Consider the following 26672-nt stretch of genomic DNA (forward strand, 5'->3'; position numbering starts at 1 on the left):
AGATCAAACGCCGATGTCGGACCACAATCCGGAAGTGACCGTCGCCAGCGAGGCGATCGCGGAGGCGGATCAGGCCTTCGCGATGTACCAATCCGTGCGGCACCGCCTTCCGCAAGCCGATTTCCCGGCCACGTCGCAGATGGCGGCGACGATGGCGGACCTTGCCGACGAACACGACGTCTTCCTGCTCGACGCATTCGGCGTGCTCAATATCGGCGAGGAGCCGATCCCCGGCGTTGCGCAACGGATCGCCCGGCTGCGCAGTGAGGGCAAACAGGTCTATGTGGTCACCAACGCCGCGGCCTATCCGGCTAGCCACCTGCTCGCGCGCTATGACCGCATGGGTTACGACTTCGAACCGCATCAGGTGGTTTCGAGCCGGGACACGCTGACACACGCGCTCAGCCAGCGCGACGCGCGCCGCTGGGGCATCATGGCGTCACGCAGCTTCGATGTCGGCGATCTCGGCGCGCACTGCATCTTCCTTGGTGACGACCCGGCAATCTACGACGCCGTCGACGGGTTCATCCTGATCGGCAGCGGGGAATGGAGCGAGCGGCGTCAGGATCTGCTCGCCACCGCGCTTCTCCGCTCTCCCCGGCCGGTTCTCGTCGGCAATCCCGACCTGGTGGCACCGCTTGCAAGCGGGCTCGCAGTGCAGCCTGGCTACTATGCGCACCGGCTGGCGGACGCGACCGGGGTCGAACCGGAATTCTTCGGCAAGCCGTTCGCCAATATCTACGAACTCGCCTTCGAGCGGTTTGGCGACAGGGTCCCGCGCGAGCGGGTGGTGATGGTCGGGGATACGCTGCACACGGATGTGCTGGGCGGAGCTGCTGCCGGGGTGCGCACCGCGCTCGTCGCCGGCTACGGCCTGCTCGCCGAGGGCGACCCGCATGGCGCGATCGCGGCCTCGGGCATCGTACCGGATTTCATTCTGGGACGGCCCTGACGGGGCAGGCAAAGCGACACGCCGCGCCGGCTCCTGTCAGCCGGCGGTGCCGAGTTCCTTCATCAGCCAGGCGGCATTTTCGAGCTGGGCTTCGGCGACTTCGATCTTGCGCTGCAAACGCTCGCGGCGGCCGTCGCTTTCGGCCTCGCCCAGTTCGCCCTGCAGCTTTTCCTTCTTCGCCTTGATCTTCTCGATCATCCGCTCGACGTGACTGAGCTTGATTTCGTCGGCTTTCCCGTCGCTCAAACGCTGACGGTACTTTTCGAGCTTTTCCGCACTCTTCGACAATTTCATCGGAAGGACCTGATTGTCTGCCACAGTCCGCTCGCACCGTCTTCACAAATTACTGACGGCACAGCATAGAACCGCGATGTAACGGGTTCATGACACATCGGCGTCTCCCTCCGCACTTTCAGAGATGGTCTCCGCATCGTCCTCTTCGACCGACAGAATGCGTTCCACCTCGGCCATGCCGCTTTCCTTCGACAGGTAATAGAGCTTGGCTGCCTCCATCAGATCGCGCATGGCATCGAAAGCATAGCCCGAGTCATTGAGGAATGAGGTTGCGGCATGAGGGCTCAGGGCGCGCTTTCTGATCAGATCCTCAACCTGCTTGCTGGTGTTGCGGTAGCTCGCCTCGATCTGGACGCGTTCGTCGTCGAGCCAAAGACTTGACCGCTCGTCCGCATCCTCATGTTCCAGCTTGTTGATCTCGGCCAGGATCTGGGCAATCTCGGTGCGGATCCCGTTGTAGAGATCGGTGACGGCACCAAGCTGCGCCGAGGTGTAGGCGCTGGTGTTGCGGCGCATGTGCTTGACCGCCTTGACCGCCTGCACGATGCGCCGCGCGACTTCGAGGAGATCGTAGACGCGGGCGACGACATCGGGCGGCATATCCTTGTCGCCGATGCGCGTCGCGAACTCGACGATTGCCGCATAGAGCGTCTTCACGCGATGCTCGTAGCGTGCACTCAAATCGACATCGATCGGCGTCCGGCTCTCGGCAACCGTTTTCGGGATGCTCGTGGAGGCATAGATTTCCGCCAGACGGATATTGAGCCCCTCGCCGATGACCTCGACCGCATTGTCGTAGAGATGGCCGACTTCCTTGCGCAGCGCGCTCTCGATGGTCGCGGGGTAATCGTCGACCGCCGCGTTCAGATAGCGCGGTTTGCTGACGTCTGGCTTTTGCTCGACGATGACGCGCTCGAGGAAACGGATCAGCAGGCGCAAGAGCGGCAGCATCAGGACGACGCCGAGCACGTTGAAGATCGTGTGGAAGACGGCGAGCTTGAGCGCGAAATCATTGTCGGCGATGCCGACAAAGGCGCTGACCTCGTCGACCGCGTTGCGCAGATGCTGGATCAGGGCAAGTGCGACGGCGGCCGTGACGACATTGAAGATGATATGGGCGAGCGCCAGGCGTTTGCCCTGGAAATTGGCGCTCAGCGCCCCGAGTACCGCCGTCACCGTGGTGCCGATATTGGCGCCGATGGCGAGCGCCAGCGCGTTCTCGTAGGAAATCTGCCCAGCGGCCAGCGCGGTGATGACCAGCACCATCGTCGCGTGGCTGGACTGCATGACGATGGTCGCTGCAGCACCGACCAGCGTGTAGACGGCGAGGCCGGCGAAACCCGTCATGGCGAAGCGGGTCAGGTCGATCTGTTCCTTGAAGGTCTCGAACCCGCTTTTCATGTAGTGGATACCGAGGAACAGGAAGCCGACGCCGGCAAGCACGTAACCGGCACCCTTGAGGTATTTCGAATTCTGGAAGACGAGGATCGCGCCGAGGGCCAGCATCGGCATGGCGTAGGACGCGATATCGACCTTGAGGCCAATACCGGCGACCAGCCAGGCGCCCGTCGTGGTGCCGATATTGGCGCCGAAAATGATGCCGACACCGGCAATCAGGCTGATCAACCCCGCGCTCAGGAAGGAGATCGTGATGACGGAGACGAGCGAACTCGACTGCATGATGGTCGTCGACACGATGCCGAAGGTGACGGAGCGCAGGACGGAGCGGGTCATCCGCTCCAGGGTGCGTTCCAGCACACCGCCGCTGAACAGCTTGAAGCCATCCTCGAGCATGAGCATGCCGAAAAGGAAGATCGCCACACCGGCGGCGATCTCCTGAAAATTCGGACTGAGCCAGAAGCTGAACAACAGGGCGCCAAGGACCGCTGCCAGCAGAAATCTTTTCATGTGCTATGCCGCTCCGATCACGGCAGCATCATGCCGCGGAAAACGAAATAAAACATTGCCGCGAGAACCGCCGAGACGGGAACGGTGATGATCCATGCCGACACGATCTTAAACAGCGAGGAGCGCTTGAACAATTGGCGCTTCAGGGCCTTGCGGAGCTGCTTGCGCTGCGCGGCGTCGATGACGGCTTCCGGCCCCATGGCCTTCAGTTCCTGCAGCATGCGCTCCTTTTCCACCGAGGGCGCGTTCTGGAAGCGGCGCAACACGGCTTCGGCCTGCGAGAAATCGGCCTGGCCCTCATGCTTGGACAGCACGTCCTCGACCACCGCGCCCATGCGCTGCTCGAGGAACTCGCGCAGGAAGCCGACGCCGAAGACGGCGCCGAGCGCGACATGGGTGGAGCTGATCGGCAGACCGAGCTGGCTGGCCACGATCACGGTGATGGCGGCGGCCAGCGCGATGCAGAAGGCGCGCGAGCGATCCAGTTCGGTGATCTCGGTGCCGACGGTGCGGATCAGCTTGGGCCCGAACAGCGCCAGACCGAGCGAAATGCCAAGCGCGCCGATCGCCATCACCCACATCGGGATCGCAACCTTGGCGCCGCCGCCGCCGGCAACCGTCAGTGCGTCGACGATACCGGCGAGGGGGCCGACCGCGTTGGCGACGTCGTTGGCGCCATGGGCGAAACTCAACAGCGCGGCAGCAAAGATGAGCGGCAGGCCGAACAGACGGTTGACGCCTTCGCGGTCCGGCGAGACCACCGTCAGCTTCTTGCGCACCTGCGGACGCACGATTATGAAGACCACCACGGCCATGACGAAACCGGCGACAAGCGCGACCGGGAACGACACCGCGACGATGTGCTTGATGCCCTTCAGCGCGATATAGGTGGTGAACGCCCAAGCCATGATGGCAATCATCGCGGGCACCACCTTGATCGCCTGCTCGACAGGATCGTCTCGGAAGAACACCAGCCGCTTCAGGGTGTAGAGGAAAGCGGCGGCGATGATCCCGCCGGTGATCGGCGAAACGATCCAGCTGAGCACGATCATGCTCATGGAATTCCAGTTGACGATGTCCCAGCCGGCGGCGGCGATACCGGCGCCCATGACACCGCCGACGATGGAGTGCGTGGTCGACACCGGCGCGCCGAGCCAGGTGGCGAGATTGAGCCAGATGGCTGCGCCGAGAAGCGCGCCCATCATCACCCACACGAACATGTCTGAATTGCCGATAGTGGCCGGGTCGATGATCCCCTTCTTCACCGTCTTGACCACATCGCCACCGGCGATGATGGCACCGCCCGCCTCGAAAACGGCGGCGATGAGGATCGCGCCCGTCAAGGTCAGGGCAAAGGAGCCGACGGCCGGCCCGACATTGTTGGCGACGTCGTTGGCGCCGATATTCATCGCCATGTAGGCGCCGATGACGGCGGCCGCGATCAGCAGGTAGACCTGCTCGACATGGCCGAACTTCGAACCGGTGTATATCATCACGATCATCATGAAGATGATCGCCGAACCGATGCGACCGATCTCGCCGCGGCTGATGCCCGCTGCCTGCTCGATCTTGAGGTATTCCTTGAGCTTCAAATTCGCCCCCATTTTCCCCGATGCGCGACGACACAAAAGCCCTCGCTCCTCTCGCAGCCGGCAAAACAGCCAAGGTCTACAAGAGGAATCGCCGTCACAATTCATTCATCGAATTGTAACATTCGTCTCCCGAAACGGCCTGATCTGCATCAAGCAAAACAGCGGATTTCAGCGGTTTCTCCCCGAAAAAATATGGGCAGGACACGACAAAGCCGCACGCGGGGGCACCACGTGCGGCTCAGTGCTCAATCCGGGGATAGATGTCGTCCGTGCCGCCTGTCAGTGCCTGGCGGCCTTGGCGACCTGCGACGCGTGCATCTGGCCGAGCCAGGTCTCGGTCAGCGGCTTGCCGTCCTTGGACAGGAAGGCACGGATATCGATGGTGCCCGCATCGGCGGGGACTTCGAGATCGCAGGTCAGCCGCCATGCGTTCTTGGTGCCGACGATCGGCAGGGTGTAGGCGCGCTTGACCGTGCCGCCACTCGCCGTCACCTTCGCCTTGACCGCATCCTTCTGGGTCAGACCGGCAAGCGGCGAGCCCTCAAAATCGATGACGATGCGGACCTGATCGTCGGGTCGTGGCTGGCCGGGCACGCCACCGCGACCGGTTCGGCTGGCGACGGTGCGGGCGAGCGCGCCCGGATAGGGCTCGTCGCGGTTCCAGTGCAGCTTGTAGGAAAAAGTCATCGGTTCACCGACCACCGGCGCCCGCTCCGGGTTCCAGTAGGCGACGATATTGTCGAAGATCTCGTCGTTGGTCGGGATCTCGACGAGCTGTACCGCTCCCTTGCCCCACTCGCCGACCGGCTCGATCCACACCGAGGGACGGCGATTGTAGAACACCCCGTCATCCTGATAGTTGGCGAAGGCGCGGTCACGCTGAATGAGGCCGAAACCTTTCACGTCCTCGTCGACGAAGCTCGAGGTGACGACGCGGTCGGGATTGTTGAGCGGACGCCAGATGCGCTCGCCGGTTCCGGTTTCAATGGCAAGACCGTCTGAGTCGTGCACCTCCGGGCGCCAGTCGTAGGCCGAGGCGCGGTTCATTTCCGAATACCAGAACATCGAGGTGAGCGGCGCGATGCCGACACGCTCGACGGCGTTACGAAAGAACAGCGTCGCGGTGACGTCGAGCACCTGGCCGTCGCCGTTCGCCGCGCGAATACGGTAGGCGCCGGTCACGCTCGGACCGTCGAGCAGCGCGTAGATCACCGCATTTTCACCGGCAACCTCGCCATCGGAGAAATAGAACTCGGTGAAGCGCGGAAACTCTTCCGGTTTGGCAAGGCCGGTATCGATGGCAACACCGCGCGCCGACAGGCCGTACTGGGTCTCCGCGCCGTCGGTGCGGAAATAGGCGCCGCCGAGGAACGATATCCAGTCGGTCTTGAGATCGTCGCGCATGATGCGGAAGCCGGCGAAACCGGCCTCGTTCTCGATCGCTTTGGCCGGGCTGTCGTCGGGCATGGAGAAATAGTCGGCGGAATAAAGGATCTCGCGCGCTTTGCCGTCGGCCACCAGGCTCATGCGAACCGGGGCGCGAAAGAAGCGGCCGAGATGGAAGAACTGGAGCGGCGCGGTCTTGCCGGCAAAGACGGTGGCGTCCTCGTTGAAGCGGATCTTCCAGTGGGCATCATAGTCGATGCGGTCGAGTAGCTCGGGATGCGCCGGCTCGTGGGGCTTGAAGGGTTCGGCGGCAAGCGCGCGGGCCTTTTCGCTCAGAATGTCGAAGGAAAAGTCCTCCGGCGGGCCAAGCTTCGGCTCGGCGGCGTGGCCGGCTGCTGAAAGTCCGGGGAGCGCGAGGAGAACGGCAACAGCGAGAGCGGAGAGCCGGCGTGCCGGCTGAAAGCGGGTGAAAGCGAAAAATGTCATGCGGGTCAGCGATCCGTAAACGCGCAGCCGGTCGGGCGTGCGCTGGTGACAATGTTACGGATTGCCTCAAACCAGTTAATCGTGGCGCTCTTCGGGCAGCGACGAGCAAAAACCCTCGGAACGAGGCCATCGCACCCACGCGATTTGCGGCTCTGCTGCAAGGTCCGCAAGATCGGTGGCGCGCGCCAGCCGGTCCGGATGCCAAATTGGCTCCGCCATGGAGACAGGAATGACGACCGCCGCAGCCGACCGCTATCTCGCCCGCATGAGACGGGTCCTTGCCCATATCGATGCACACCCCGAAAGCGACCTTGGGCTGGACGCACTGTGCGACGTCGCCGCATTCTCGAAGTTTCACTTCCATCGGCAATTCACCGCCACGTTCGGCGTGCCGGTCAGGCGCCACGTTCAACTCGTGCGGCTCGAACGCGCCGTCCATCGCCTCGCCTACCGGACAAACGAAACCGTCACCGATATCGCGTTCGGGGCCGGCTACGACGCGCCCGATGCGTTCGCCCGTGCGTTTCGCCGACATTTCGGACAGACGCCATCGGCGTTTCGTCGTTGCCCCGACCGGGCGGCGTGGCAGACGGCGCTCGAGCCGCTTGCAAACCTGAGGAAGAAGAGCATGACCGCCTATTCGCCGATGGACGTGGAAATCGTCTCGCATCCGACTGTTCGCGTCGCGGTGCTGGAACACCACGGCAACCCGGCCGATCTGCATGAGACTATCCGGCGCTTCATCGAATGGCGCAAGGCGACCGGGCTTGGCCCGCAAAAAAGCGCCACCTACAACGTCTTCCATTCGGATCCACAGTCGACGCCGGCCGACGCGTTCCGGCTCGATATCTGCGCCGCGAGCGATCGTCCGATCGCCGCCAACGGTAGCGGCGTCCGGGAAGGCGCTATTCCGGGCGGGCGGTGTGCCAGGCTTCGGGTGGTCGGATGCAGCGACCTTGAAGAGCCGGCGACCTGGCTTTACCGCGAATGGCTGCCGGCCTCGGGCGAGGAATTGCGGGACTTCCCGATCTTCTGCGAACGAAAGACCCTGTTCCCCGACGTGTCTGAAGGGGAAACGATCACGGACCTCTTCCTGCCCTTGCGCGAGAAATAGCGGGCTTTGCAGAGGACGCTCGACACGCGGACCGCTGCGAGAAATCAGAGCACGAACTGGTCGTCGAAGGCGTAACCGGCACCGCGCACGGTGCGGATCGGATCTTTCGAGCGGCCACGATTGATCGCCTTGCGCAGCCGGCCGACATGAACATCGACGGTGCGTTCGTCGACATAGACGTCGCGGCCCCAGACGCCATCCAGCAGCTGTTCGCGGTTGAACACCCTACCCGGCGACTGCATGAGGAACTCGAGCAGCCGGAACTCGGTCGGGCCGAGGTGGATCTCGCGGCCGGAGCGGTGAACCCGATGGGTTTCGCGGTCGAGCGACAGATCGCCCGCCGTCAGCAGCGAGGAAACCACCTCCGGCTTCGAGCGGCGCAGGATGGCGCGCACACGGGCCATCAGCTCGGGCACCGAGAACGGCTTGACCACATAGTCGTCGGCGCCGGTCGCGAGGCCACGGATACGCTCGGATTCCTCGCCGCGCGCCGTCAGCATGATGATCGGCAGCTTTTCGGTGCGCTCACGGGCCCGCAGACGGCGGCACAGCTCGATGCCCGACAGGCCCGGCAGCATCCAGTCCAGCAACAGCAGGTCGGGCAGGCTTTCGCTCAACAGGAGTTCCGCATCGTCGCCACGAGCGCAAACCTCGCACTCGTAGCCTTCGGATTCCAGATTGTAGCGGAGCAGAAGGCTAAGCGGCTCCTCATCTTCGACAATCAGGATCTTCGGCATTCATCTCTCCGGTACGGATGCCTCTCGACGCAAGCTCTCCGGCTGCGGGCACCCCTAAGCGTCGCGGCACCGGACTGGCGCCGCGCGCAGGCCTGGGTCAATCGTTGCTGTCCGACTTGAATTCGACGGCGGTCGTGCTCGACTCGTCGCCCTTCGGACGTTCGTCGGCCGGCTGCTCGCCGGTAACGAGGTAGTGGATCGTCTCGGCGATGTTGGTGGCATGGTCGCCGATGCGTTCGATGTTCTTGGCGCAGAACAGCAAATGCGTGCAGTGCGAGATGTTGCGCGGATCTTCCATCATGTAGGTCAGGAGTTCGCGGAACAGCGAGGTATAGAGCGCGTCGATCTCGTCATCGGCCTCGCGCACGGCGGCGGCAACCGAGAGGTCGCGGGTGCCGTAGCAATCGAGCACGGTCTTGAGCTGCTGCAGGGCAAGCTCGGCCAGATGCTCGACGCCAAGCGCCAGCTTGTTGGAATGGAACTGGGTGTCGATCGCCAGAACCCGCTTGGCGATGTTCTTGGCGAGATCACCGACCCGTTCCAGATCGCCGGAAATGCGCATCGTGGCGACCACTTCGCGCAGATCGTGCGCCATCGGCTGACGGCGGGCGATGAGGATGATGGCGCGGTCCTCGACGGCGCGCTGGAGATCGTCGAGACGGTGGTCGGCGACGATGATTTCCTGCGCCTGGGACGTGTCCTGTCGTGCCAGCGCGGTAACCGAGTCGGCAACCAGCGTCTCCGCGAGGCCACCAATTTCGGCGATACGCCGGGCCAGTTCCTTCAGCTCTTCGTCAAAGGATTTAACGATATGATCGCTCATTGCCTGCTCCTTCGCACGCGCTGCACAGAGAACATTTCCTGTTTTTCCTGAAACACTGGAAATGTTCTATCCGTTTGCTTTTGCGCGTATTCTTTTCCGAAAACCGGTTCCCACTTTTCGGGAATGCGCTCTAGCCGAACCGGCCGGTAATGTAGTCCTGGGTGCGCTTGTCGTGCGTATTGGTGAAGATGTGTTCGGTCGTTCCCTCTTCGACGAGAACTCCGAGATGGAAGAATGCCGTACGCTGTGACACACGCGCCGCCTGCTGCATCGAGTGCGTCACGATGACGATCGTGTAGTTTTCGCGCAGTTCGTCAATCAATTCCTCGACCTTGGCGGTCGCGATCGGATCGAGGGCCGAACACGGCTCGTCCATCAGGATCACTTCCGGGCTGACCGCGATCGCGCGTGCGATACACAGGCGCTGCTGCTGGCCGCCGGACAGGCCGGTGCCGGGCGCGTCGAGACGGTCCTTGACCTCGTTCCACAGACCGGCCTTCTGCAGGCCGGAGGCGACGATCTCGTCGAGCGCGGCCTTGTTGCGGGCAAGGCCGTGGATGCGCGGGCCGTAGGCAACGTTGTCGTAGATCGACTTCGGAAACGGGTTCGGCTTCTGAAACACCATGCCGACCTTGGCACGAAGCTGCACCGGGTCGACCTTGGGGTCGTAGATATCTTCGCCGTCGATGAGGATCTTGCCCTCGACGCGGCAGATATCGATGGTGTCGTTCATCCGGTTGATCGAACGCAGGAAGGTCGACTTGCCGCAGCCCGACGGGCCGATGAAGGCGGTGACGGAACGCGCGGGAATGTCTACGCTGACATCCTTGATGGCGTGGGTATCACCATAATAGACCTGCACTCCGCGGGCGACGATGGCGGGTTCGGCCGCACCGGCAGACGTGGATGTTTCGGCAGCCGCGTCGATTTTGGTGGCATCGTTCATTGGTCTGCACTCTCCTTACCAGCGGCGCTCGAACCTGCGGCGCAGGACAATTGCAACAATGTTCATGATCATCAGGAACAGAAGCAGGATGATGATCCCGCCCCAGGCTCGTTCGTAAAAGGCCGGATCGGCGCGCTTTGCCCATTCATAGATCTGGGCGGGCATGGCCGAGTTCGGCGACAGGAAACCGGCCGCCACCCCATCGGGGAAATTCGACGCGATGAAGCCGACCATGCCAATCAGGAGCAGCGGCGCGGTTTCGCCGAGCGCCTGCGCCAGGCCGATGATGGTGCCGGTGAGAATACCGGGCATGGCCAGTGGCAGGACGTGATGGAAGATCGACTGCATCTTCGAGGCACCGACGCCGAGGGCGGCATCGCGGATCGACGGCGGCACCGCCTTCAGCGAGGCGCGCGTCGAGATGATGATTGTCGGCAGCGTCATCAGGGTCAGCACCAGACCACCGACCAGCGGCGCCGACTGCGGCAGGTGCGAAAACTGGATGAAGACCGCAAGTCCGAGAATGCCGAAGACGATCGAGGGCACGGCGGCGAGGTTCGAGATGTTGACCTCGATCAGATCGGTGAAGCGGTTCTGCGGGGCGAACTCTTCCAGATAGATGGAGGCCGCGACACCGATCGGCAGCGACAGGAACAGCACCACCAGCATCATGAAGAACGACCCGATCATCGAGACGCCCATGCCGGCCTGTTCGGGACGGGAGTCGGACGCGTCGCTTCCGAGAATGAAGTCCCAGTTGAAACGCTTCTCGACAATGCCGGCGTCCATCATCTGATCGATGAGATCGAGGTGCGCGGCGTCGAGATTCTTGTCGTTGACCAGGTCTTCGCGCTTCACACGGCCCTTCAGGTAGCCGTCGACGCGCGACGAGGCGATGAACTCGAAATCGATGGTCTTGCCGTACTGATCCGGGTTGGCGAGCGCATAGTCACGCATGGTCGAGGCTGCGCCGGAAGACAGGATCTTGCGCAGATCCTTGGCCTTCATGTCGGTCTCGATCTTGGCGCCGGACAATTCGTTGGTGAGCGCCTTGGTGATGACAGTCCGGTATTTCGATGTCTTGACGACCGACTTCTCGGCTGAATCGATCTCGGCCTTGTTGAGCGTGATCGGTACCGTCACGAATGTCTGGCTGAACGCGCCGAGACCGTTCGACAGGATCGCCCACAACAGCGCGACAAGGAACAGTAGGCCGACCGAGATCGCGGCGATGCCGTAGATCTTGAACCGCTTCTCGGCGGCGTTGCGCTTTCGGGTCAGGGCGTCGACGGTCAGAAGCGACGTCTTTTTGCCGGCACCAGCCGCCGGCTTGGAGCTTGCGGTCGCGTCGGTCATTCGTACTGTTCCCGGTATTTGCGGACGATGTAGAGGGCCGCAATGTTGAGCCCAAGCGTGATGACGAAGAGCGTCATGCCGAGCGCGAAGGCAACCAGCGCCTCGGGCGAGGCAAAGTCGGCGTCGCCGGTCAACTGACTGACGATCTTGGCGGTTACGGTGGTCATGGCCTCGAGCGGGTTGAGGCTGAGACGGGCGGCGGCACCGGCACCGAGCACCACGATCATGGTCTCGCCGATGGCGCGCGAGGCGGCCAGCAGGATGGCGCCGACGATGCCCGGCAGCGCGGCCGGCAGGATGACCTGCTTGACGGTTTCGGAATGGGTCGCGCCGAGACCGAGCGACCCGTCGCGCATGGCCTGCGGCACGGCGTTGATGATGTCGTCGGAGAGCGAGCTGACGAACGGGATCAGCATGATGCCCATGACGAAGCCGGCGGTCAGCACCGAGGATGCGCCCTGCATCCACTCGACGCCGAGAGCGCCGTCCTTGCCGAAGACGCCGACAAGCAGCGGGCCGACGGTGAGCAGCGCAAAAAGGCCGTAGACGATGGTCGGGATACCGGCGAGCACTTCAAGCAACGGCTTGGCGACGGCGCGCACGGCGGGGCCGGCATATTCCGACAGGTAGATGGCGGCGAACAGGCCGATCGGCACGGCGACGGCCAGCGCGATGAAGGAGATATACAGCGTCGCCCAGATCAGCGGCACGATGCCGAGTTCCGATCCGCCGCCGAAGCTCGGCGACCAGGTCAGGCCGAAGAAGAAGTCGGCGGCCGGGAAAATGCGGAAGAATTCGACTGTGTTGAAAATCAGCGACAGCACGATGCCAAGCGTGGTGAGAATGGCGATCGAGGCGGCGCCGACGAGAATCCACAGAACGACGCGCTCAACGACATTGCGGGCGCGGAAGTCCTTGTGGGAACGCAGATAGGCCACGACGAACCCGGCAAGGCCAACGAAAATGACGATGATGGCCCGCCACAGCGAACCGATCGCGCTGAGTGTGCGGTAGCGCTGCGCGGCGCGCAGCGTTTCGGCGTTCACATCGCTGCCGAGCGCCACACCCACCTTGCCGAGGCGATCGCGTACATCGGTGAATTCGGTGCGGATCGAACCGGCCTGTTCGGGCGTCATCGCGCCGGCTTCGACGGCGACGTCGAGGCCGTTGGCGACGCGCTCCACGTCACTCATGACCAGATCGAGCGAACTCGCGGCGATCGACTTCTCGGAGATCAGCGAGGAGACCTGGGCGTTGATCACAACGGGCTGGACGGCGAGCCAGACCAGAAGAACGAGAAGAGACGGCAGCAGAACCATCAGCACCGCGTGCCAGCCATAGTAGCTTGGCAGCGAATGGAGGATGCGACTGTCGCCTCCGGCGGACCTCAATGCCCTGGCCCGGCCGAGAGCATACCCGACAACGGCCAAGGCCAGCAGTACCAGGAAGACCAACGAGAGTGACATGAGGAATACCCAACAGGCGGAAAAGAGAAGAAAGGGCGGCCGAAGCCGCCCTTTCGAACTTCGGGCTTATTACTGGCCCATCGTCTGTTCGGCTTCAACCGCGGCCTGAGTCGCGGCCAGTTCCGGATCGGAAACCAGGCCGTACTCGGCGAGCGGGCCGTCACCGCCGGCGATTTCGTCGGAGACGAAGAACTGGGCGTATTCCTTGAGGCCCGGGATCACGCCGATATGCGCCTTCTTGACGTAGAAGAACAGCGGGCGGGAGACCGGATACTCACCGGAAGCGATCGACGCGGTCGACGGGGTCACGCCGGACATGGTCGCAACCTGCAGCTTGTCGGTGTTGTTCTCGTAGAACGCCAGACCGAACACGCCGATGCCATCCTTGTTGGAGTCGATGCGGGCGAGGGTCTCGGTGTAGTCACCGTCGATGTCGACCGACAGACCGTCGGTGCGCAGCGCGATGCAAGCCTTCTCGGCGGCCTTCTTCTTGGCCTTGTCCGAGTCGCCTTCAGCGGCGGCGAGGAAGGCCTCGAAGTCGCCGGTGGCTTCGCAGCCGGCCAGGATGACCTTGTCTTCGAAGACTTCACGGGTGCCGTGCTTGGTGCCCGGGACGAAGGCCATGATCGGCTGAGCCGGGAGTTCCGCGTTCACGTCCTTCCAGGTCTTGTTCGGATTGTCGACGATCTTGCCGTCAACGACGACCTTGTCGGACAGGGCCTTGTACCAGTCAGCCGGGGTGAAGGCGAACGAGTTGCCGTTGATGTCGGAGGCAAACACGATGCCGTCGTAGCCGATGCGGACTTCGACGATGTCCTTCACGCCGTTCTCGGCGCAGGTCTTGATTTCCTTGTCCTTGATCTTGCGCGAGGCATTGGCGATGTCGATGGTGTTCTCACCAACGCCGGTGCAGAACTTCTTCAGGCCGGCCGACGAGCCGCCCGATTCAACGACCGGGGTCGGGAAATCGGTGTTCTCGCCGAACGCTTCAGCGACGATCGAGGCATACGGCAGGACGGTGGAGGAACCGGCAATCTGGATCTGATCGCGAGCCTGGGCAGCACCGGCAAACATGGTTCCGGCGACGGCAAGCGCGGCGGCGCTCGCAAAAGTGGCGAATTTCACGTGACCTCTCCCTTGAAATGTAGGTCTTGAAGCAGGAGCGCGACATGCCGCCGCGGTCGTTCCGCAGCCATGTCGCAAAGACGACACTAGTGCCGTCGCGCAATCCTTTTATGATCTTTGCTTGTAAGTTTTGTGACAGTATAATCTACTGTTTTTATTGGATTATTTTTATTCGTTTGAATCTTTTGCGACAGACTCGCCGGAATCCAGCCAAACTGTGAAGGTCGAGCCCTCGCCGGGCTCGCTTTCAACGGCAAGGCGACCGCGATGGCGGGCGAGGATGTGTTTGACGATGGCGAGGCCGAGGCCGGTGCCCTTCTGCTCACGGCTGGTAACGACGTCGACGCGGTAGAATCGCTCGGTCAGACGCGGCACGTGCTCCTCGGCGATGCCCTGCCCCCAGTCGCGCACGGAAACGGCAATCCGTTCCGGCCCGCCGTTTTCGCGCACCCGACGGGCGCCGATGCGCACCCGGCCTCCCGAACCGCCGTATTTGATCGCGTTTTCCGTGAGATTCTCGAAAACCTGCACGAGTTCATCGCGGTCACCACGAACGATCAGCGGGTCGGCCGGCAATTCCTTTTCGATCACCACGCCGTTTTCCTCGGCGAGCGGCGTCAGCGCGTCGGCCACATGGGTCAGGGCGGCGGTCATATCGACGGGATCGGTCGGCCGGACATGGGCGCGCATCTCGATGCGCGACAGCGACAGGAGGTCGTCGATCAGGCGCGCCATGCGGCCGGCCTGATCGCGCATGATGCCTAGAAAGCGTTCGCGGGCGTTCGGATCGTCCTTTGCCGGTCCCTGCAACGTGTCGATGAAACCGGTGAGCGAGGCAAGCGGGGTGCGCAGCTCATGGCTCGCATTGGCCACGAAATCCGCCCGCATGCGCTCGAGGCGATGCTGCTCGGTCAGGTCGTGGACAACGACAAGGACGAAATCGGGATGCGGCCCGGCGCGGCCACGGCGCGCCGACGGCACTTCGAGCGACGTGATGTAGGCCTCGAACAGGCGTTCGGTCGGCACCTTCTCGGACCAGCGGATGCGTTCGGCGGGCTTGCCGGCGGCAACCCGGTCGAGCGCCTCGAGGAAGGACGGCATGCGCAGCTTGAACGACAGCGGATCGCCGGGGCGGACCGCGCCCAACTCCTGATCGACGGCGGCGTTGGCGTAGCGGACGATGCCGCGGCCGTCGGTGATGAAGCAGGGCTGCGGCAACGCCTCGACGACCGATTTCATGGACGTGCTCGGCCAGACCGGGCTGCGCTTCTCTTCCTTCGGGGCAGCGGTCTCGACCGGACGCCTCGGCTGCAACATCGCAGCCGACAGCACGACCAGCGCCGCGCCGGTCGCGGCAAAGCCGAGCGGTAGGCCGGCCGTGAAGACGGCGGCGGCCAGCACGGCGATCGCCGTCAGCACCGGCCAGCGCGCGTCGAACAGGCGGCGGGCAAACTGCTTCACCTCGTTGTCCGGCCCGTTCCGGCCCATCTGGTCGTCAACTCCGCTCATGACTCTCCCAACCCGTGGCCCCGATACGAGGTGTTGCTGCGGGCTTCGCCCTTGCGGGCGGCATTCCCCATGTTCGACATCGCGGAGACCGTGCCGGATCTCCGCCTTATGCAATTGGCCGCAGGCATTCACCACGATATCATTGCGGCAGCGCCCGGCGCGGGGACCGACAATGCCGGTTCTCGACGACGAAATGATGAACCCTTTTTTGTAGCCGGCGCAACATTTTACGAGGATGGCGTGACAACAAAGACACCCGCGGCAAGCGATTTCGACCTTGAGAATCCCAAGTTGCCGGAGGAAATCGACGACAAGGCCTTCGGCTCGGGCGGCTACCCGCACAAGAAGCCGATGGACCGCAAGGACTACGAGAAGGCGCTCTACGACCTTCAGGTCGAACTGGTGAAGGCGCAGGCCTGGGCACGCGAGGAAGGCAAGCGCCTCGTCGTCGTGTTCGAGGGTCGCGATGCAGCCGGCAAGGGCGGCACGATCAAGCGGTTCACCGGCAATCTCAATCCGCGCTACGCCCGTGTCGTCGCACTCGCCAAGCCGACCGACCGCGAACAAGGCCAGTGGTATTTCCAGCGCTATATCGAGCAGCTGCCGACCAAGGGCGAGTTCGCCCTGTTCGACCGCTCCTGGTACAATCGCGGCGTGGTCGAGCGGGTCATGGGCTTTTGCACCGAAGACGAAAGCGAGGCGTTCCTGAAGGAAGTGCCGCGCTTCGAGGACATGCTGATCGACGACGGCGTCATCCTGATCAAGTTCTGGCTCAATATCGGCCGCGAGATGCAGCTCAAGCGCTTCCACGAACGGCGCCACGACCCGGTGAAGATCTGGAAGCTGTCGCCGATCGACGTCAAGTCGCTCGGCATGTGGGACGAGTACACCGCCGCGCGCAACCGCATGCTCGATATGACCCACACCGACCACGCGCCGTGGACGATCATCCGCGCCAACGACAAGAAGCGGGCGCGGCTGAACGCCATCCGCCATGTGCTGTTGCAGCTCAACTATCCGGACAAGGACCGCAAGGCGATCGGCGCCGTCGACGAAGAGATCGTCGGGACGGGTCCCGGCTTCCTGCTGCGCGGGCAGGAATAGGCATGGGCTGGCGACGACAGGCCAGTCCCGGTGTTCTGGCGCTGCTAATTGCGGCGGCGGGCACCCCTGCCACCGCCGGCACCTGTATCATCACGCTGAACCACTACGACCGGGTCGCCGCCGTCCACGGCAAGGCCGATCCGGCTGCGTTCTGCCAGTCGTTCTCGGCCGATTTCCGCGCCAATTCGTGCCGTGGGGTCCGCCCCGGCTGGAGCCGCTCGGCGTGCGATGCCTATCGCTTCCGGGAGTCCGCCTATCTCGCCAAGGTCATGCCCGGCTATCACGACTGGTCGGTGATCTTCCGCCGCGACTGAGGCGACGCCGCCGGTGGACAGGCCGGGGACGTCATGGCAAACGGGAACGGGGCGGCAGATGGCCGCCAACGCACGGAACGAGGCCCATGCTGCAGGTTGAACCGACGGCTATTCCCGGTGTCCTGATCGTCACGCCGAAACGGCACAGCGACGCGCGTGGCTTCTTTTCCGAGGTCTACAACACGGAGCGCTGGCGCGAGGCCGGCATCGACGCCGATTTCGTGCAGGACAATCAGTCTCTGTCGCGCGAAGCCGGCACGATCCGCGGTCTGCATTTCCAGATCCCGCCGCGCGAGCAAGGGAAATTGGTGCGTGTCACGCATGGTTCGATCCTTGACGTTGCGGTCGATATCCGGCGCGGCTCGCCGACCTTCGGCCAGGTGGTCGAGGTCGAGCTTTCGGCCGTCAACTGGCGCCAGCTCTGGCTGCCGGCGGGAATGGCACACGGATTCTGCACCCTCGAGCGCGATACCGAGGTGATCTACAAGGTGACTGCCGGCTACGCGCCGGAGGCCGAACGGGGCATCGCCTTCGACGATCCGGCACTCGGCATAGGCTGGCCGGTTTCGGGCAAACAGGCGATCCTGGCGGACCGCGACCGGACGTTCCCGCCGCTTTCCGAGCTGCCGGACTACTTCACCTTCGAGGGCGAACAGGACCAATGAGCGCCGAGGCGAGCGACATTGCGGGCATGCGCGTTCTGGTGACCGGCGGGGCCGGCTTCATCGGCTCGGCGGTGTGCCACTATCTGGTCGGGGAACTCGGAGCCTCCGTCGTCAATGTCGACAAGCTGACCTACGCGGCGAACCTTTCCTCGCTCGCGGCGATCGCGGATTGCCCGGCTTACGATTTCGTCGAAGCAGACATTTGCGACCGCGCGGCGATGGACGCGGTGTTCGCGCGCTTTTCGCCAGACGCGGTGCTGCATCTGGCGGCGGAAAGCCATGTCGACCGCTCGATCACCGGCGCGGCAGATTTCATTTCGACCAACATCGTCGGCACCTTCACGCTGCTCGAGGCCGCGCGTCTCTACCTCGACACACTCGCTGCCGACAAGCGTGAGCGCTTCCGCTTCGTCCATGTCTCAACCGATGAGGTCTACGGCTCGCTCGGCGCGGAGGGACTGTTCCGCGAGGACACGCCGTACGATCCGAGTTCGCCCTATTCGGCATCCAAGGCCGCGTCCGACCATCTGGCGATCGCCTGGGGCCGGACCTATCGCTTGCCGGTGATCGTCTCGAACTGCTCGAACAATTACGGCCCCTGCCAGTTGCCGGAAAAGCTCATCCCGCTGACCATCCTGAACGCGCTTTCCGGCGATCCCCTGCCGGTCTATGGCAGCGGCGCCAATGTGCGCGACTGGCTTCATGTCGATGACCACGCCCGCGCGCTCGTCACGGTGATGACGAAGGGCCGGATCGGCGAGAAATACAACATCGGCGGCCATGCCGAGCGCACCAATCTGCAGGTGGTCGAGGCGATCTGCGCCCTGCTCGACCGCCTCGCGCCGACCGACCATCCGCATCGCGACCTCATCACCTTCGTTGCCGACCGGCCGGGCCACGATCTGCGCTATGCGATCGATGCCGGCAAGATCACGGCGGAACTCGGCTGGGCGCCGCAAGAAAGTTTCGAGAGCGGGCTTGAGAAGACCGTGCGCTGGTATCTCGACAATCGCGCCTGGTGGGAACCGTTGCGGCATCATTCGACGGAGCGGCTCGGGTTGTTGCGGGAGACGCCGGCGTGAGCCCGCGTATCCTCGTTGCCGGCGCGGAGGGACAGGTCGCCCGCTCATTGGTCGAGGCGGCACATGAGTGCGACGTTCCGATGCTGGCGCTCGGTCGTTCGGCGCTCGATCTTACCGCTCTCGACGCGCTGCCGGCGGGTGCCCTCGCCTTTCGCCCCACCCTCATCGTCAACGCCGCCGCCTACACCGCCGTCGACAAGGCGGAAAGCGAGCGCGAGGCAGCTTTCGCGGTGAACGCGACCGGTGCGGGAAAGCTCGCGGCACTGGCAACCGAGGCCGGCCTGCCGATCATCCATCTGTCGACCGACTACGTGTTCGATGGTGAGAAATCCACGCCCTATTGCGAGGATGATGCGACCAACCCGCGAAGCGTTTACGGCGCGTCGAAGCTCGCCGGGGAAGCCGCCGTCGCGGCCGCCAATCCGCGTCACATCATTCTGCGCACGGCCTGGGTGCACAGCCCGTTCGGAAGCAATTTCGTCAAGACCATGCTGCGGCTCGGGCGCGAGCGCGATAGGTTGCGGGTCGTGGCAGACCAAATCGGCTCACCGACCTATGCGGGCGATCTTGCGAATGCGATTCTTCATATAGCCACCAAGACTCCCGCCTCTGGCTGGCATGAGTCGCTTGCAGGCATCTATCATGCCGCCGGTGCCAGCGAGACGAGCTGGCACGGCCTTGCGCAGACCGTCTTCGCGACCGCGCACGAGATCGACGGCAGGCCCATGCCATCGGTCGAGGCGATCGCCACCATCGACTACCCGACGGCAGCGGAAAGACCGGCAAACTCGCGCCTCGACTGCACGAAGCTTGCACGCACATTCGGCATCGCATTGCCAGACTGGCGCGACGGGGTCCGGCGCTGTGTCGAACGACTAGTCACGGACGGGGCGTAAGCGGCCTGCCGACGGGCGGCCTTTTCGGTTGCGTTCCTCCGGTAAAGCCCGTTCCATAGCAACAAATCGACTCCAGTCGTCAAATCAGAAGCGGGCATCCGTGTCCGCCGCCATTCGGGGAGCGTCCGTTCGATGGATTTCGCCTATTCGCCCAAGGTTCAGGAACTGCGCCGCCGTCTGCGGACCTTCATGGACGATCATGTGGTGCCGGCCCACAAGACCTATCTGGAAGAGACCGAGCGCGGCATTTTCCCGCCGCAGATCCTCGAGGATTTGAAAGCGCTGGCGAAGTCGGAAGGGCTGTGGAACCTGTTCCTGCCGGCGCTGAAGGACGACGAACCGGGTACAAGGCTGACCAACATCGAATACGCGCCGCTTGCGGAAATCATGGGCCGCATCTGGTGGGCGTCTGAGGTGTTCAACTGCAATGCGCCGGACACGGGCAACATGGAACTGCTGCACATGTTCGCCTCGCCGATGCAGCGCGAGCGCTGGCTCAATCCGTTGCTCAATGGCGAGATCCGCTCGTGCTTCTGCATGACCGAGCCGGATGTGGCCTCATCCGACGCGACCAATATCGAGACCACGATCCTGCGCGACGGCGACGACTACGTCATCAGCGGCCGCAAGTGGTTCATCACCGGCGCCGCCGATCCGCGCTGCAAGATCGCCATCGTGCTCGGCGTCTCCGACACCAGCCCGGATGCCGATCCGCACCGGCGGCATTCGATGGTGATGGTGCCGATGGACACGCCGGGCCTGAAGGTCGTGCGCAACATCCCGATCATGCACCACATCTCGCCGGAGGGGCATTGCGAGGTCGTGTTCGACCATGTGCGCGTGCCGAAGGAGAACCTGCTCGGCGAAGAAGGCAAGGGCTTCGCGCTGGCGCAGGCCCGCCTCGGGCCGGGCCGCATCCACCATTGCATGCGCTCGATCGGCCAGTGCGAACTGGCGCTCGAACTTGCCTGCGAGCGGGCGATGGAGCGCAAGGCCTTCGGCAAGCATCTCTACGATCACGGCCAGGTGGCGGAGTGGATCGCCCTGTCGCGCATGGAGATCGATCAGGCGCGGCTTTACGTGCTGCGCGCGGCCTGGCTGATCGACCAGGAAGGCAACCGCGCGGCGCGCACCGAGGTTTCCGCGATCAAGGTGATCGTGCCGCGGCTGCAGACCACCGTTCTCGACCGGGCGATGCAGGTATTCGGCGCGATGGGCCTGACGCCCGACACGCCGCTCTCCTTCCTGTGGACCTGGGGACGGGCGCTGCGCTTCATCGACGGGCCGGACGAGGTGCACATCCGCGCCGTCGCGCGCCGCGAGATGAAGACCGCGCGCGAGGAAATCGGCCGGACATTGCCCTACTTCACCATCCCCGACGATCTGGGGCGGTAGGAGGACCAGGCACCTCTCGTCGTCATCCTCCAGCTTTTCTTTTCGTCATCCTACTGCCCCTTCCTTCGTCATCCTCCGGCTTGACCGGAGGATCGGCCGGCAACGGGCCAGATCCTGGCGGTTGCTTGCAAAGGATCGGAGCCTCGATCGCTCTCAATCAATGCACGCCCAGACGAGTCGAGAGCGATCCTCCGGTCAAGCCGGAGGATGACGTGAGTGAGTGGAGGGGTGCAGGCGGCAAACCGCTCCGGGCATACCGTGTCGAGAGGGGCAATGGGCCCCGGCTCAGGGGCCGGGGTGACGGGGAGTGCGAGGGGACGGTGTCGTGCTTACCCGTGAGTGCGAGGCAGCAAAGCCCCTTCACCCCACAATCCCGACCACGATGAGCCGGATTGCCGCGGCCGTCGCCAACGCCAGCGCGATCCAGCGGAAGCGGCGGTCGATCCAGTCGCGGCAATAGGGCGCGAGGCGGACGCCGGCATACATGGCCGGCGCCAGAAGTACGACGCCAACGAAGTCCTGCAGATCGACCCGGCCGGTGGCGGCCAGAACCAGAAACGAGGCCATCGCGCCGAACGAAAAGAAGGCGCTCAGCGTCGGGCGCGCATGGCCCGGCGCGGCGTTCTGGTAGACGATCGCCATTGGCGGCGCGCCAACCGAGGTGATGGTGCCGGTGAGGCCCGAGACCGTGCCCATGGTGACGAGCGAGATACGGTTCAGCGGCAGCACGACGCCGGCGACGCTGAGGATGACGGCGACGAGGATCGAGAGACCGAAGGCGAGCGAAAAGCCGTGCCGGTCCGGCAGCAAATAGAGCACGAGCGCGGCGAGAAACGCACCGGACACGCGGCCGAAAAGGCCGATGCCGACCTCGTCCCAGTGGATCGCCGGGCGCTCGCGCACCGCGGCCATCGTCGCCGTGACGAAGCCGAGCAATAGCACCGGGACCGGCACCAGCTCGACATCGATGACGGCGAGCAGGGGGGCTGCGACGAGGCCGAAACCCATACCGGTGTTCGACTGCACCATTGCCGCGACAAGCACGATGGCAATCGCCAGCGCGTAGGACGGCAACGGCAGCAGATGCAGGCCGAGCGCTTCGATTGCCGTCCCTCCCCTCAATCAGGCCGGGTTTACGTCCCCGGCCGCGCCCGCATGTTCTCGGGCAGATAGGTGGCGAGATCCGGGAAGAAGATCAGGATGAACACCATCACCACCATGATCAGGAACATCGGCAGCGCGGCGCGGGCGATGTAGCCCATCTCGTGGCGTGTCATGCCCTGCATCACGAACAGGTTGAAGCCGATCGGCGGGGTGATCTGCGCCATCTCGACGACGACGACGATGAAGATACCGAACCAGATGACGTCGATGCCGGCCTGGCGGATCATCGGCTCGACGACCGCCATGGTCAGCACCACCGAGGAGATGCCATCGAGGAAGCAGCCGATGATGATGTAGAACACCATCAGCGCGAGGATCAGCACGGTCGGCGACAGGTTCAGCGAGGCGATCCACTGGGCCAGTTCGCGCGGCAGGCCGGTGAAGCCCATCGACAGCGACAGGAAGGCGGCACCAGCGAGGATCAGCGCGATCATCGCCGAGGTGCGCGTCGCGCCCATCAGACTTGCGGTGAAGCTCTTCCAGGTCAGCGAGCGCTGGCCGGCGGCGAGCAGCAGAGAGCCGATGACGCCGAAGGCGGCCGCTTCGGTCGCGGTTGCGAACCCGAGATACATCGAGCCGATAACGAGCGTGATGAGCAGAATGACCGGGATCAGGAAACGGGAGTTCTTGACCCGGTCGAGCATGGTCATTTTGGGCTCAGGCTTCGGCGCCTCGCCGCGGTGGAACACCGACAAGAGCGCGACATAGAGCATGAACAGCGTAGCGAGCACGAGGCCCGGCAGGATGCCGGCCATGAACAGCTTCGAGATCGACTCGTTGATGGTGACGCCATAGACGATCAGCGTCAGCGACGGCGGGATCATCAGCCCGAGCGTTGCGGCGCCAGCCAGCGTGCCGATCACCATCTTCTCGGGATAGCCGCGCTTGCGGAGTTCGGGGATCGACATCTTGCCGACGGTGGTCAACGTCGCCGCCGACGAGCCGGACACCGCGGCAAAGACCGTGCAGCCGACGATGTTGGTGTGCAAAAGGCCGCCCGGTAGTGGCGCCATCCATGGCGACAACCCCTTGAACATGTCCTCCGACAACCGCGTTCGATAGAGGATCTCGCCCATCCAGATGAACAGCGGCAGCGCTGTCAGCGACCAGCTCGAGGACGAGGTCCAGATCGTCGTGATCATGGCGTCGCCGGCCGGGCGCGTGGTGAACAGTTCGACGCCGACGAAGGCAACGCCAAGCAGCGCCAGACCGACCCAGACGCCGGAGCCGAGCAGCAGGAAGAGAACGAAGAGAAAGATGCCGGTGAGTGCGAATCCGTCCATGGCCGCTACTCCCCGTGGCTCTGTTCAACGGTGTCCGCCTTGATGCCGTGCGAGCCGGCGAAGATCAGGCGGAAAAGATGGTCAGCGAAGGCGAGCGCCAGAAGGCAGGTGCCGATGGCCATCGCCATTTGCGGGATCCAGATCGGCGTCGCATCCTGACCCTGACTGATGTCGTTCAGCTTGCGCGACCAGTAGACGGCCTTGACCGCGTACCAGGCGAAATAGGTCGACAGCGCCGTGCCGATACCAAAGCACCAAAGCTCGCCCCAGAATCGGTATTTGCCGAGATTGTTGAGCAGGATGCTGACGCGGATATGGGCGCCATGGTTGAGCGCGTGCGCGAAAGCAAAGAACGATGCGGCGGCCATGAAATAGCCGGCATAATCGGTCGAACCGGGGATGACCTGACCGGTCCAGCGCGCGCTCATCTGCAGCACGATGATGATCAGAATCATGATCAGACAGAGAGCGGCGATGATGCCGCCGGCGGTGTAGAGCGCATCGAGAATGCGCCTGAGGGTGCGCCCCAAAGCCTGCATTTTCGTTCCCCCGACCGAATTTGCCCTGGCGGCGGGATGCCCGATCCCGGACCGTCACAAGCCTGTGCATGGAAGGAGCGGCGCAGCGGACCGGTCACGCAGACGGCCCGGCGGTCACTCCGGCAGAAAAGCCGGGAGGGTCGCCCCTCCCGGCCTGTCGTTCGGGCTTACTGCATCGCCGTGAAGGCGTCGACGATGGCCTTGCCTTCTTCGCCGGCGCTCTCGAGCCACTCGGCGGTCATGGTCTTGCCGATCTCTTTCAGCTCGGCGGTCAGGCCGTCATTTGCCTTGCCGACGGTCATGCCGTTGTCCTTCAGCCCGTTCAGGGTGAACTGGGTGTATTCGACGGCACGCCAGTTACCGGCGTATTCGGCGAGGTTGGCGCAGCCGAGGATGACGTTCTGCGTACCCTCGTCGAGACCGGTCCAGGCGTCCTTGTTGACGAAGACGTAGTTGCGCGGCAGCCAGGCATCGACCTCGTAGAAGTGGGTCAGGCTTTCCCAGACCTTGCGGTCGTAGCCGGTCGAACCCGACGAGATCATCGATTCGGCGACGCCGGTGGCAAACGCCTGCGAGATTTCAGCGGCTTCGATCTGCACCGGCAGCATGCCGGTCAGTTCGGCGAGACGCGCGGTCGCGGTCGAGTAGGAGCGGAACTTGACGCCCTTCATGTCGGCGACCGAGTTCACTTCCTTCTTGAAGTAGAGGCCCTGCGGCGGCCACGGCACGGCGTAGAGCAGCTTCAGGTTCTGACCGTCGAGGACCTTTTCGAGCGTCGGCTTGGCGGCCTTCCACAGCTTCGCGGAATCCTCGAACGAGGTGGCGAGGAACGGGATCGAGTCGAAGCCGAAGATGGCGCTCTCGTTCTGGTGGGCCGACAGCAGGCGTTCGCCGATCGGCGCCTGGCCGGTCTGCACCGCGCGCTTGATCTCGTTGCCCTTGAACAGCGAGCCGGACGGGTGGGTGACGATCTCAAGATTGCCGCCGGTACCGGTGGTGACGCAGGCGGCGAATTCGGCGCCGACCGCGGAGTGGAAGTTGGTCGCGGAATAGGCCATCGGCATATCCCACTTCTCGGCCTGCGCGGCGGTTGCCGCAAGGCCGGCCAGCAATACGCCGGCGCTGACCGCCGTGGTCATCTTGATGAATTTCCGGATCATCGTGGATCTCCCTTTTCACTTGCTCCAGACTGTTGACTTCCCCTCACCGGGCCAGTGTGGCCCGTAAGTTCTTGCTCGAAAACCCCTTCCCCTTTTTTACGCGGCGAACCGCGCCGGGTCGTAGAGCGTCAGGTCGGCGTTGGATCGCCGGCCCGAGATCATGTCGGCCAGCATGCGGCCGGTCTTCGGTCCGCCCGTCAGGCCGATATGGTGGTGGCCGAAGCCGAGATAGACGCCCGGCTTTCCGGGCACTTCGCCGATCAGCGGGATCGAGTCCGACGGCGCCGGGCGGTGACCCATCCAGCGCACGACCTCCTTGTATTCGATGCCCGGCAGCGCCTCATGGATACGATGCAGAAGCAGCTTGAAGGCGGCCTCGCTCGGCTCGGCGTCCAGCCCGCCGAATTCGACGATGCCGGCACAGCGCAGGCGCCCTTCCATCGGCGTCGCGACGAATTTGCCCGTCGTCACCATCATCGGCGAACGCGGCATGACCGACGGTTCGACCAGCTCGATGTGGTAGCCACGCTCGGTTTCGAGCGGCACGTCGAGACCGAGCTTCTTGCACAGCGGCTTCGACCACACGCCGGTCGCCATCACCACCTTGTCGGCGGCGATCAGGCCCTCGTTCGTGTCGACACCGACGACCTTGCCGCCCTCATAGGCGACGTCGCGGGCTTCGGCGATGACGAGCCTGCCGCCATTGGCGACGACGTGATCGGCGAGCGCCTTCACATGCATGCCGGGATCGGTGATGTGGCCGTGGTCAGGCATGCGCACGGCGAAGTCGTAGCCGTCGCCAAAGGCCGGATCGTAGACGCGGAAGGCGTCGCGATCGAGCAGTTCCCAGGTGAAGCCGAATTCCTTGCGCAGCTTCCAGACATAGGCGTCGGATTCGTAGGCCGCGCGGTCGGCGTAGACGAAAACGTAGTCGGACGGGACGACGTATTTTTCCGCCGGAGTGCCGGCGGCGAGCGCCAGATGCTGTTCGACGCTGTCGCCGAGAAGCTGGGTCAGCGCGGCGCCGACGCGGCGGTTCGCCTTCTCGGTCGCGTTCATCATGTAGCGCAACAGCCAGGGCGTCAGCTTCGGCATATAGCCCCATTTGAGGAACAGCGGGCTCAAGGGATCGAGCAGCATGCCCGGCGCCTTGAACATCAGGCCGGGCACGGTGACCGGGACGACCGCGCATGAGGCGAGCACGCCGCCATTGCCGTGCGAGGTGCCTTCGGCGGGGCCGAGCTTGTCGATCAGCACCACGTCAAAACCGTCGCGCTGCAGCCAGACCGCGGTGGAAACACCGACGATGCCGGCGCCGATGACGGCGACGGTTTCGCGCTTGGCGCCGGACTCTTTGGAATTCTGGGTCATTGTCT

The 26672-nt window shown here is 63.9% G+C and carries 24 protein-coding genes; 8 read left to right on the forward strand and 16 right to left on the reverse strand.

The window, feature by feature from the left end; translation table 11 throughout:
• The first annotated feature begins 13 nt into the window (after positions 1 to 13).
• Positions 14 to 952 (forward strand): TIGR01459 family HAD-type hydrolase, encoded by a 939-nt coding sequence (locus tag C0606_04345; GenBank protein PLX37536.1) that lies wholly within the window; start codon positions 14 to 16, stop codon positions 950 to 952.
• Positions 953 to 988: 36 nt separating this feature from the next.
• Here C0606_04345 and C0606_04350 read toward each other — a convergent pair whose 3' ends face one another.
• The 4 genes from C0606_04350 to C0606_04365 all read right to left on the reverse strand — a co-directional run bounded on the left by C0606_04350 (position 989) and on the right by C0606_04365 (position 6618).
• A complete protein-coding gene (locus tag C0606_04350; GenBank protein ID PLX37537.1) occupies positions 989 to 1270 on the reverse strand; it encodes a hypothetical protein in 282 nt (93 codons plus the stop codon).
• A 63-nt stretch (positions 1271 to 1333) separates the two neighbouring features.
• Positions 1334 to 3154 carry a sodium:phosphate symporter gene (locus tag C0606_04355; GenBank protein ID PLX37538.1) on the reverse strand — a complete coding sequence of 607 codons (1821 nt, stop codon included), beginning with the start codon at positions 3152 to 3154 and terminating at the stop codon, positions 1334 to 1336.
• Positions 3155 to 3171: 17 nt separating this feature from the next.
• Positions 3172 to 4746, reverse strand: coding sequence for an inorganic phosphate transporter (locus C0606_04360; GenBank protein PLX38664.1), 1575 nt, complete (start codon positions 4744 to 4746; stop codon positions 3172 to 3174).
• Between the two features lie 279 nt (positions 4747 to 5025).
• Positions 5026 to 6618 (reverse strand): glucan biosynthesis protein D, encoded by a 1593-nt coding sequence (locus tag C0606_04365; GenBank protein PLX37539.1) that lies wholly within the window; start codon positions 6616 to 6618, stop codon positions 5026 to 5028.
• A 229-nt stretch (positions 6619 to 6847) separates the two neighbouring features.
• Here C0606_04365 and C0606_04370 point away from each other — a divergent pair, with 229 nt between their 5' ends.
• Positions 6848 to 7732 (forward strand): AraC family transcriptional regulator, encoded by an 885-nt coding sequence (locus tag C0606_04370; GenBank protein PLX37540.1) that lies wholly within the window; start codon positions 6848 to 6850, stop codon positions 7730 to 7732.
• Between the two features lie 44 nt (positions 7733 to 7776).
• Here the strand turns inward: C0606_04370 and phoB are convergent, their stop codons facing one another.
• The 7 genes from phoB to C0606_04405 form a co-directional block, all read right to left on the reverse strand.
• Positions 7777 to 8469 (reverse strand): phosphate regulon transcriptional regulatory protein PhoB, encoded by a 693-nt coding sequence (gene phoB, locus C0606_04375; GenBank protein ID PLX37541.1) that lies wholly within the window; start codon positions 8467 to 8469, stop codon positions 7777 to 7779.
• 97 nt (positions 8470 to 8566) lie between these two features.
• On the reverse strand, positions 8567 to 9292 hold the full coding sequence (gene phoU, locus C0606_04380) for a phosphate transport system regulatory protein PhoU (GenBank protein ID PLX37542.1): 726 nt from the start codon (positions 9290 to 9292) through the stop codon (positions 8567 to 8569).
• Positions 9293 to 9422: 130 nt separating this feature from the next.
• Positions 9423 to 10220, reverse strand: a complete 798-nt coding sequence (locus C0606_04385) for a phosphate ABC transporter ATP-binding protein (protein PLX38665.1) — start codon at positions 10218 to 10220, stop codon at positions 9423 to 9425.
• Positions 10221 to 10253: 33 nt separating this feature from the next.
• Positions 10254 to 11594 carry a phosphate ABC transporter, permease protein PstA gene (pstA, locus tag C0606_04390; protein ID PLX37543.1) on the reverse strand — a complete coding sequence of 447 codons (1341 nt, stop codon included), beginning with the start codon at positions 11592 to 11594 and terminating at the stop codon, positions 10254 to 10256.
• On the reverse strand, positions 11591 to 13060 hold the full coding sequence (gene pstC / locus C0606_04395) for a phosphate ABC transporter permease subunit PstC (GenBank protein PLX37544.1): 1470 nt from the start codon (positions 13058 to 13060) through the stop codon (positions 11591 to 11593). Before pstC ends, pstA begins: the two co-directional genes overlap by 4 nt.
• A 69-nt stretch (positions 13061 to 13129) precedes the next feature.
• Positions 13130 to 14134, reverse strand: a complete 1005-nt coding sequence (locus C0606_04400; protein ID PLX38666.1) for a phosphonate ABC transporter substrate-binding protein — start codon at positions 14132 to 14134, stop codon at positions 13130 to 13132.
• A gap of 219 nt (positions 14135 to 14353) precedes the next feature.
• Entirely contained in the window at positions 14354 to 15694 is a 1341-nt protein-coding gene (locus C0606_04405) for a two-component sensor histidine kinase (protein PLX37545.1), read from the reverse strand.
• 108 nt (positions 15695 to 15802) lie between these two features.
• Here C0606_04405 and ppk2 point away from each other — a divergent pair, with 108 nt between their 5' ends.
• The 6 genes from ppk2 (at position 15803) to C0606_04435 (ending at position 21150) form a co-directional block, all read left to right on the forward strand.
• A complete protein-coding gene (gene ppk2 / locus C0606_04410) occupies positions 15803 to 16798 on the forward strand; it encodes a polyphosphate kinase 2 (protein ID PLX38667.1) in 996 nt (331 codons plus the stop codon).
• 2 nt (positions 16799 to 16800) lie between these two features.
• Positions 16801 to 17112, forward strand: coding sequence for a hypothetical protein (locus C0606_04415; GenBank protein ID PLX37546.1), 312 nt, complete (start codon positions 16801 to 16803; stop codon positions 17110 to 17112).
• 89 nt (positions 17113 to 17201) lie between these two features.
• Positions 17202 to 17777, forward strand: coding sequence for a dTDP-4-dehydrorhamnose 3,5-epimerase (rfbC, locus tag C0606_04420; GenBank protein ID PLX38668.1), 576 nt, complete (start codon positions 17202 to 17204; stop codon positions 17775 to 17777).
• 26 nt (positions 17778 to 17803) lie between these two features.
• The gene (gene rfbB, locus C0606_04425; protein ID PLX38669.1) at positions 17804 to 18859 is read left to right on the forward strand and encodes a dTDP-glucose 4,6-dehydratase; all 1056 of its coding nucleotides are present in this window, start codon (positions 17804 to 17806) and stop codon (positions 18857 to 18859) included.
• Positions 18856 to 19755: a dTDP-4-dehydrorhamnose reductase gene (gene rfbD / locus C0606_04430; protein PLX37547.1), complete on the forward strand. Its 900-nt coding sequence runs from the start codon at positions 18856 to 18858 to the stop codon at positions 19753 to 19755. Before rfbB ends, rfbD begins: the two co-directional genes overlap by 4 nt.
• Before the next feature lie 132 nt (positions 19756 to 19887).
• Positions 19888 to 21150 carry an acyl-CoA dehydrogenase gene (locus tag C0606_04435; protein ID PLX37548.1) on the forward strand — a complete coding sequence of 421 codons (1263 nt, stop codon included), beginning with the start codon at positions 19888 to 19890 and terminating at the stop codon, positions 21148 to 21150.
• 360 nt (positions 21151 to 21510) lie between these two features.
• Here the strand turns inward: C0606_04435 and C0606_04440 are convergent, their stop codons facing one another.
• The 5 genes from C0606_04440 to C0606_04460 form a co-directional block, all read right to left on the reverse strand.
• Positions 21511 to 22272: a hypothetical protein gene (locus tag C0606_04440; GenBank protein ID PLX37549.1), complete on the reverse strand. Its 762-nt coding sequence runs from the start codon at positions 22270 to 22272 to the stop codon at positions 21511 to 21513.
• A gap of 11 nt (positions 22273 to 22283) precedes the next feature.
• Positions 22284 to 23597, reverse strand: coding sequence for a C4-dicarboxylate ABC transporter permease (locus C0606_04445; GenBank protein PLX37550.1), 1314 nt, complete (start codon positions 23595 to 23597; stop codon positions 22284 to 22286).
• A gap of 5 nt (positions 23598 to 23602) precedes the next feature.
• Entirely contained in the window at positions 23603 to 24136 is a 534-nt protein-coding gene (locus C0606_04450; protein PLX37551.1) for an ABC transporter substrate-binding protein, read from the reverse strand.
• 167 nt (positions 24137 to 24303) lie between these two features.
• The gene (locus C0606_04455; GenBank protein PLX38670.1) at positions 24304 to 25275 is read right to left on the reverse strand and encodes a C4-dicarboxylate ABC transporter substrate-binding protein; all 972 of its coding nucleotides are present in this window, start codon (positions 25273 to 25275) and stop codon (positions 24304 to 24306) included.
• Between the two features lie 117 nt (positions 25276 to 25392).
• Entirely contained in the window at positions 25393 to 26667 is a 1275-nt protein-coding gene (locus C0606_04460; protein ID PLX37552.1) for an FAD-dependent oxidoreductase, read from the reverse strand.
• Between the last annotated feature and the right edge of the window lie 5 nt (positions 26668 to 26672).

The sequence above is a fragment of the Hyphomicrobiales bacterium genome (assembly GCA_002869065.1).
Taxonomy (GTDB): domain Bacteria; phylum Pseudomonadota; class Alphaproteobacteria; order Rhizobiales; family Rhodobiaceae; genus Rhodobium.

Excerpts from the sequence above, each read along its gene's own strand:
- C0606_04405 (PLX37545.1), bottom strand. The coding sequence starts at position 15,694 with ATGAGCGGAGTTGACGACCAGATGGGCCGGAACGGGCCGGACAACGAG.
- C0606_04365 (PLX37539.1), bottom strand. The coding sequence starts at position 6,618 with ATGACATTTTTCGCTTTCACCCGCTTTCAGCCGGCACGCCGGCTCTCC.
- C0606_04355 (PLX37538.1), bottom strand. The coding sequence starts at position 3,154 with ATGAAAAGATTTCTGCTGGCAGCGGTCCTTGGCGCCCTGTTGTTCAGC.
- phoB (PLX37541.1), bottom strand. The coding sequence starts at position 8,469 with ATGCCGAAGATCCTGATTGTCGAAGATGAGGAGCCGCTTAGCCTTCTG.
- C0606_04400 (PLX38666.1), bottom strand. The coding sequence starts at position 14,134 with ATGTTTGCCGGTGCTGCCCAGGCTCGCGATCAGATCCAGATTGCCGGT.
- C0606_04370 (PLX37540.1), top strand. The coding sequence starts at position 6,848 with ATGACGACCGCCGCAGCCGACCGCTATCTCGCCCGCATGAGACGGGTC.
- C0606_04345 (PLX37536.1), top strand. The coding sequence starts at position 14 with ATGTCGGACCACAATCCGGAAGTGACCGTCGCCAGCGAGGCGATCGCG.
- C0606_04435 (PLX37548.1), top strand. The coding sequence starts at position 19,888 with ATGGATTTCGCCTATTCGCCCAAGGTTCAGGAACTGCGCCGCCGTCTG.
- rfbB (PLX38669.1), top strand. The coding sequence starts at position 17,804 with ATGCGCGTTCTGGTGACCGGCGGGGCCGGCTTCATCGGCTCGGCGGTG.
- C0606_04455 (PLX38670.1), bottom strand. The coding sequence starts at position 25,275 with ATGACCACGGCGGTCAGCGCCGGCGTATTGCTGGCCGGCCTTGCGGCA.
- C0606_04415 (PLX37546.1), top strand. The coding sequence starts at position 16,801 with ATGGGCTGGCGACGACAGGCCAGTCCCGGTGTTCTGGCGCTGCTAATT.
- C0606_04460 (PLX37552.1), bottom strand. The coding sequence starts at position 26,667 with ATGACCCAGAATTCCAAAGAGTCCGGCGCCAAGCGCGAAACCGTCGCC.
- phoU (PLX37542.1), bottom strand. The coding sequence starts at position 9,292 with ATGAGCGATCATATCGTTAAATCCTTTGACGAAGAGCTGAAGGAACTG.
- pstC (PLX37544.1), bottom strand. The coding sequence starts at position 13,060 with ATGTCACTCTCGTTGGTCTTCCTGGTACTGCTGGCCTTGGCCGTTGTC.
- C0606_04450 (PLX37551.1), bottom strand. The coding sequence starts at position 24,136 with ATGCAGGCTTTGGGGCGCACCCTCAGGCGCATTCTCGATGCGCTCTAC.
- pstA (PLX37543.1), bottom strand. The coding sequence starts at position 11,594 with ATGACCGACGCGACCGCAAGCTCCAAGCCGGCGGCTGGTGCCGGCAAA.
- ppk2 (PLX38667.1), top strand. The coding sequence starts at position 15,803 with ATGCAATTGGCCGCAGGCATTCACCACGATATCATTGCGGCAGCGCCC.
- C0606_04445 (PLX37550.1), bottom strand. The coding sequence starts at position 23,597 with ATGGACGGATTCGCACTCACCGGCATCTTTCTCTTCGTTCTCTTCCTG.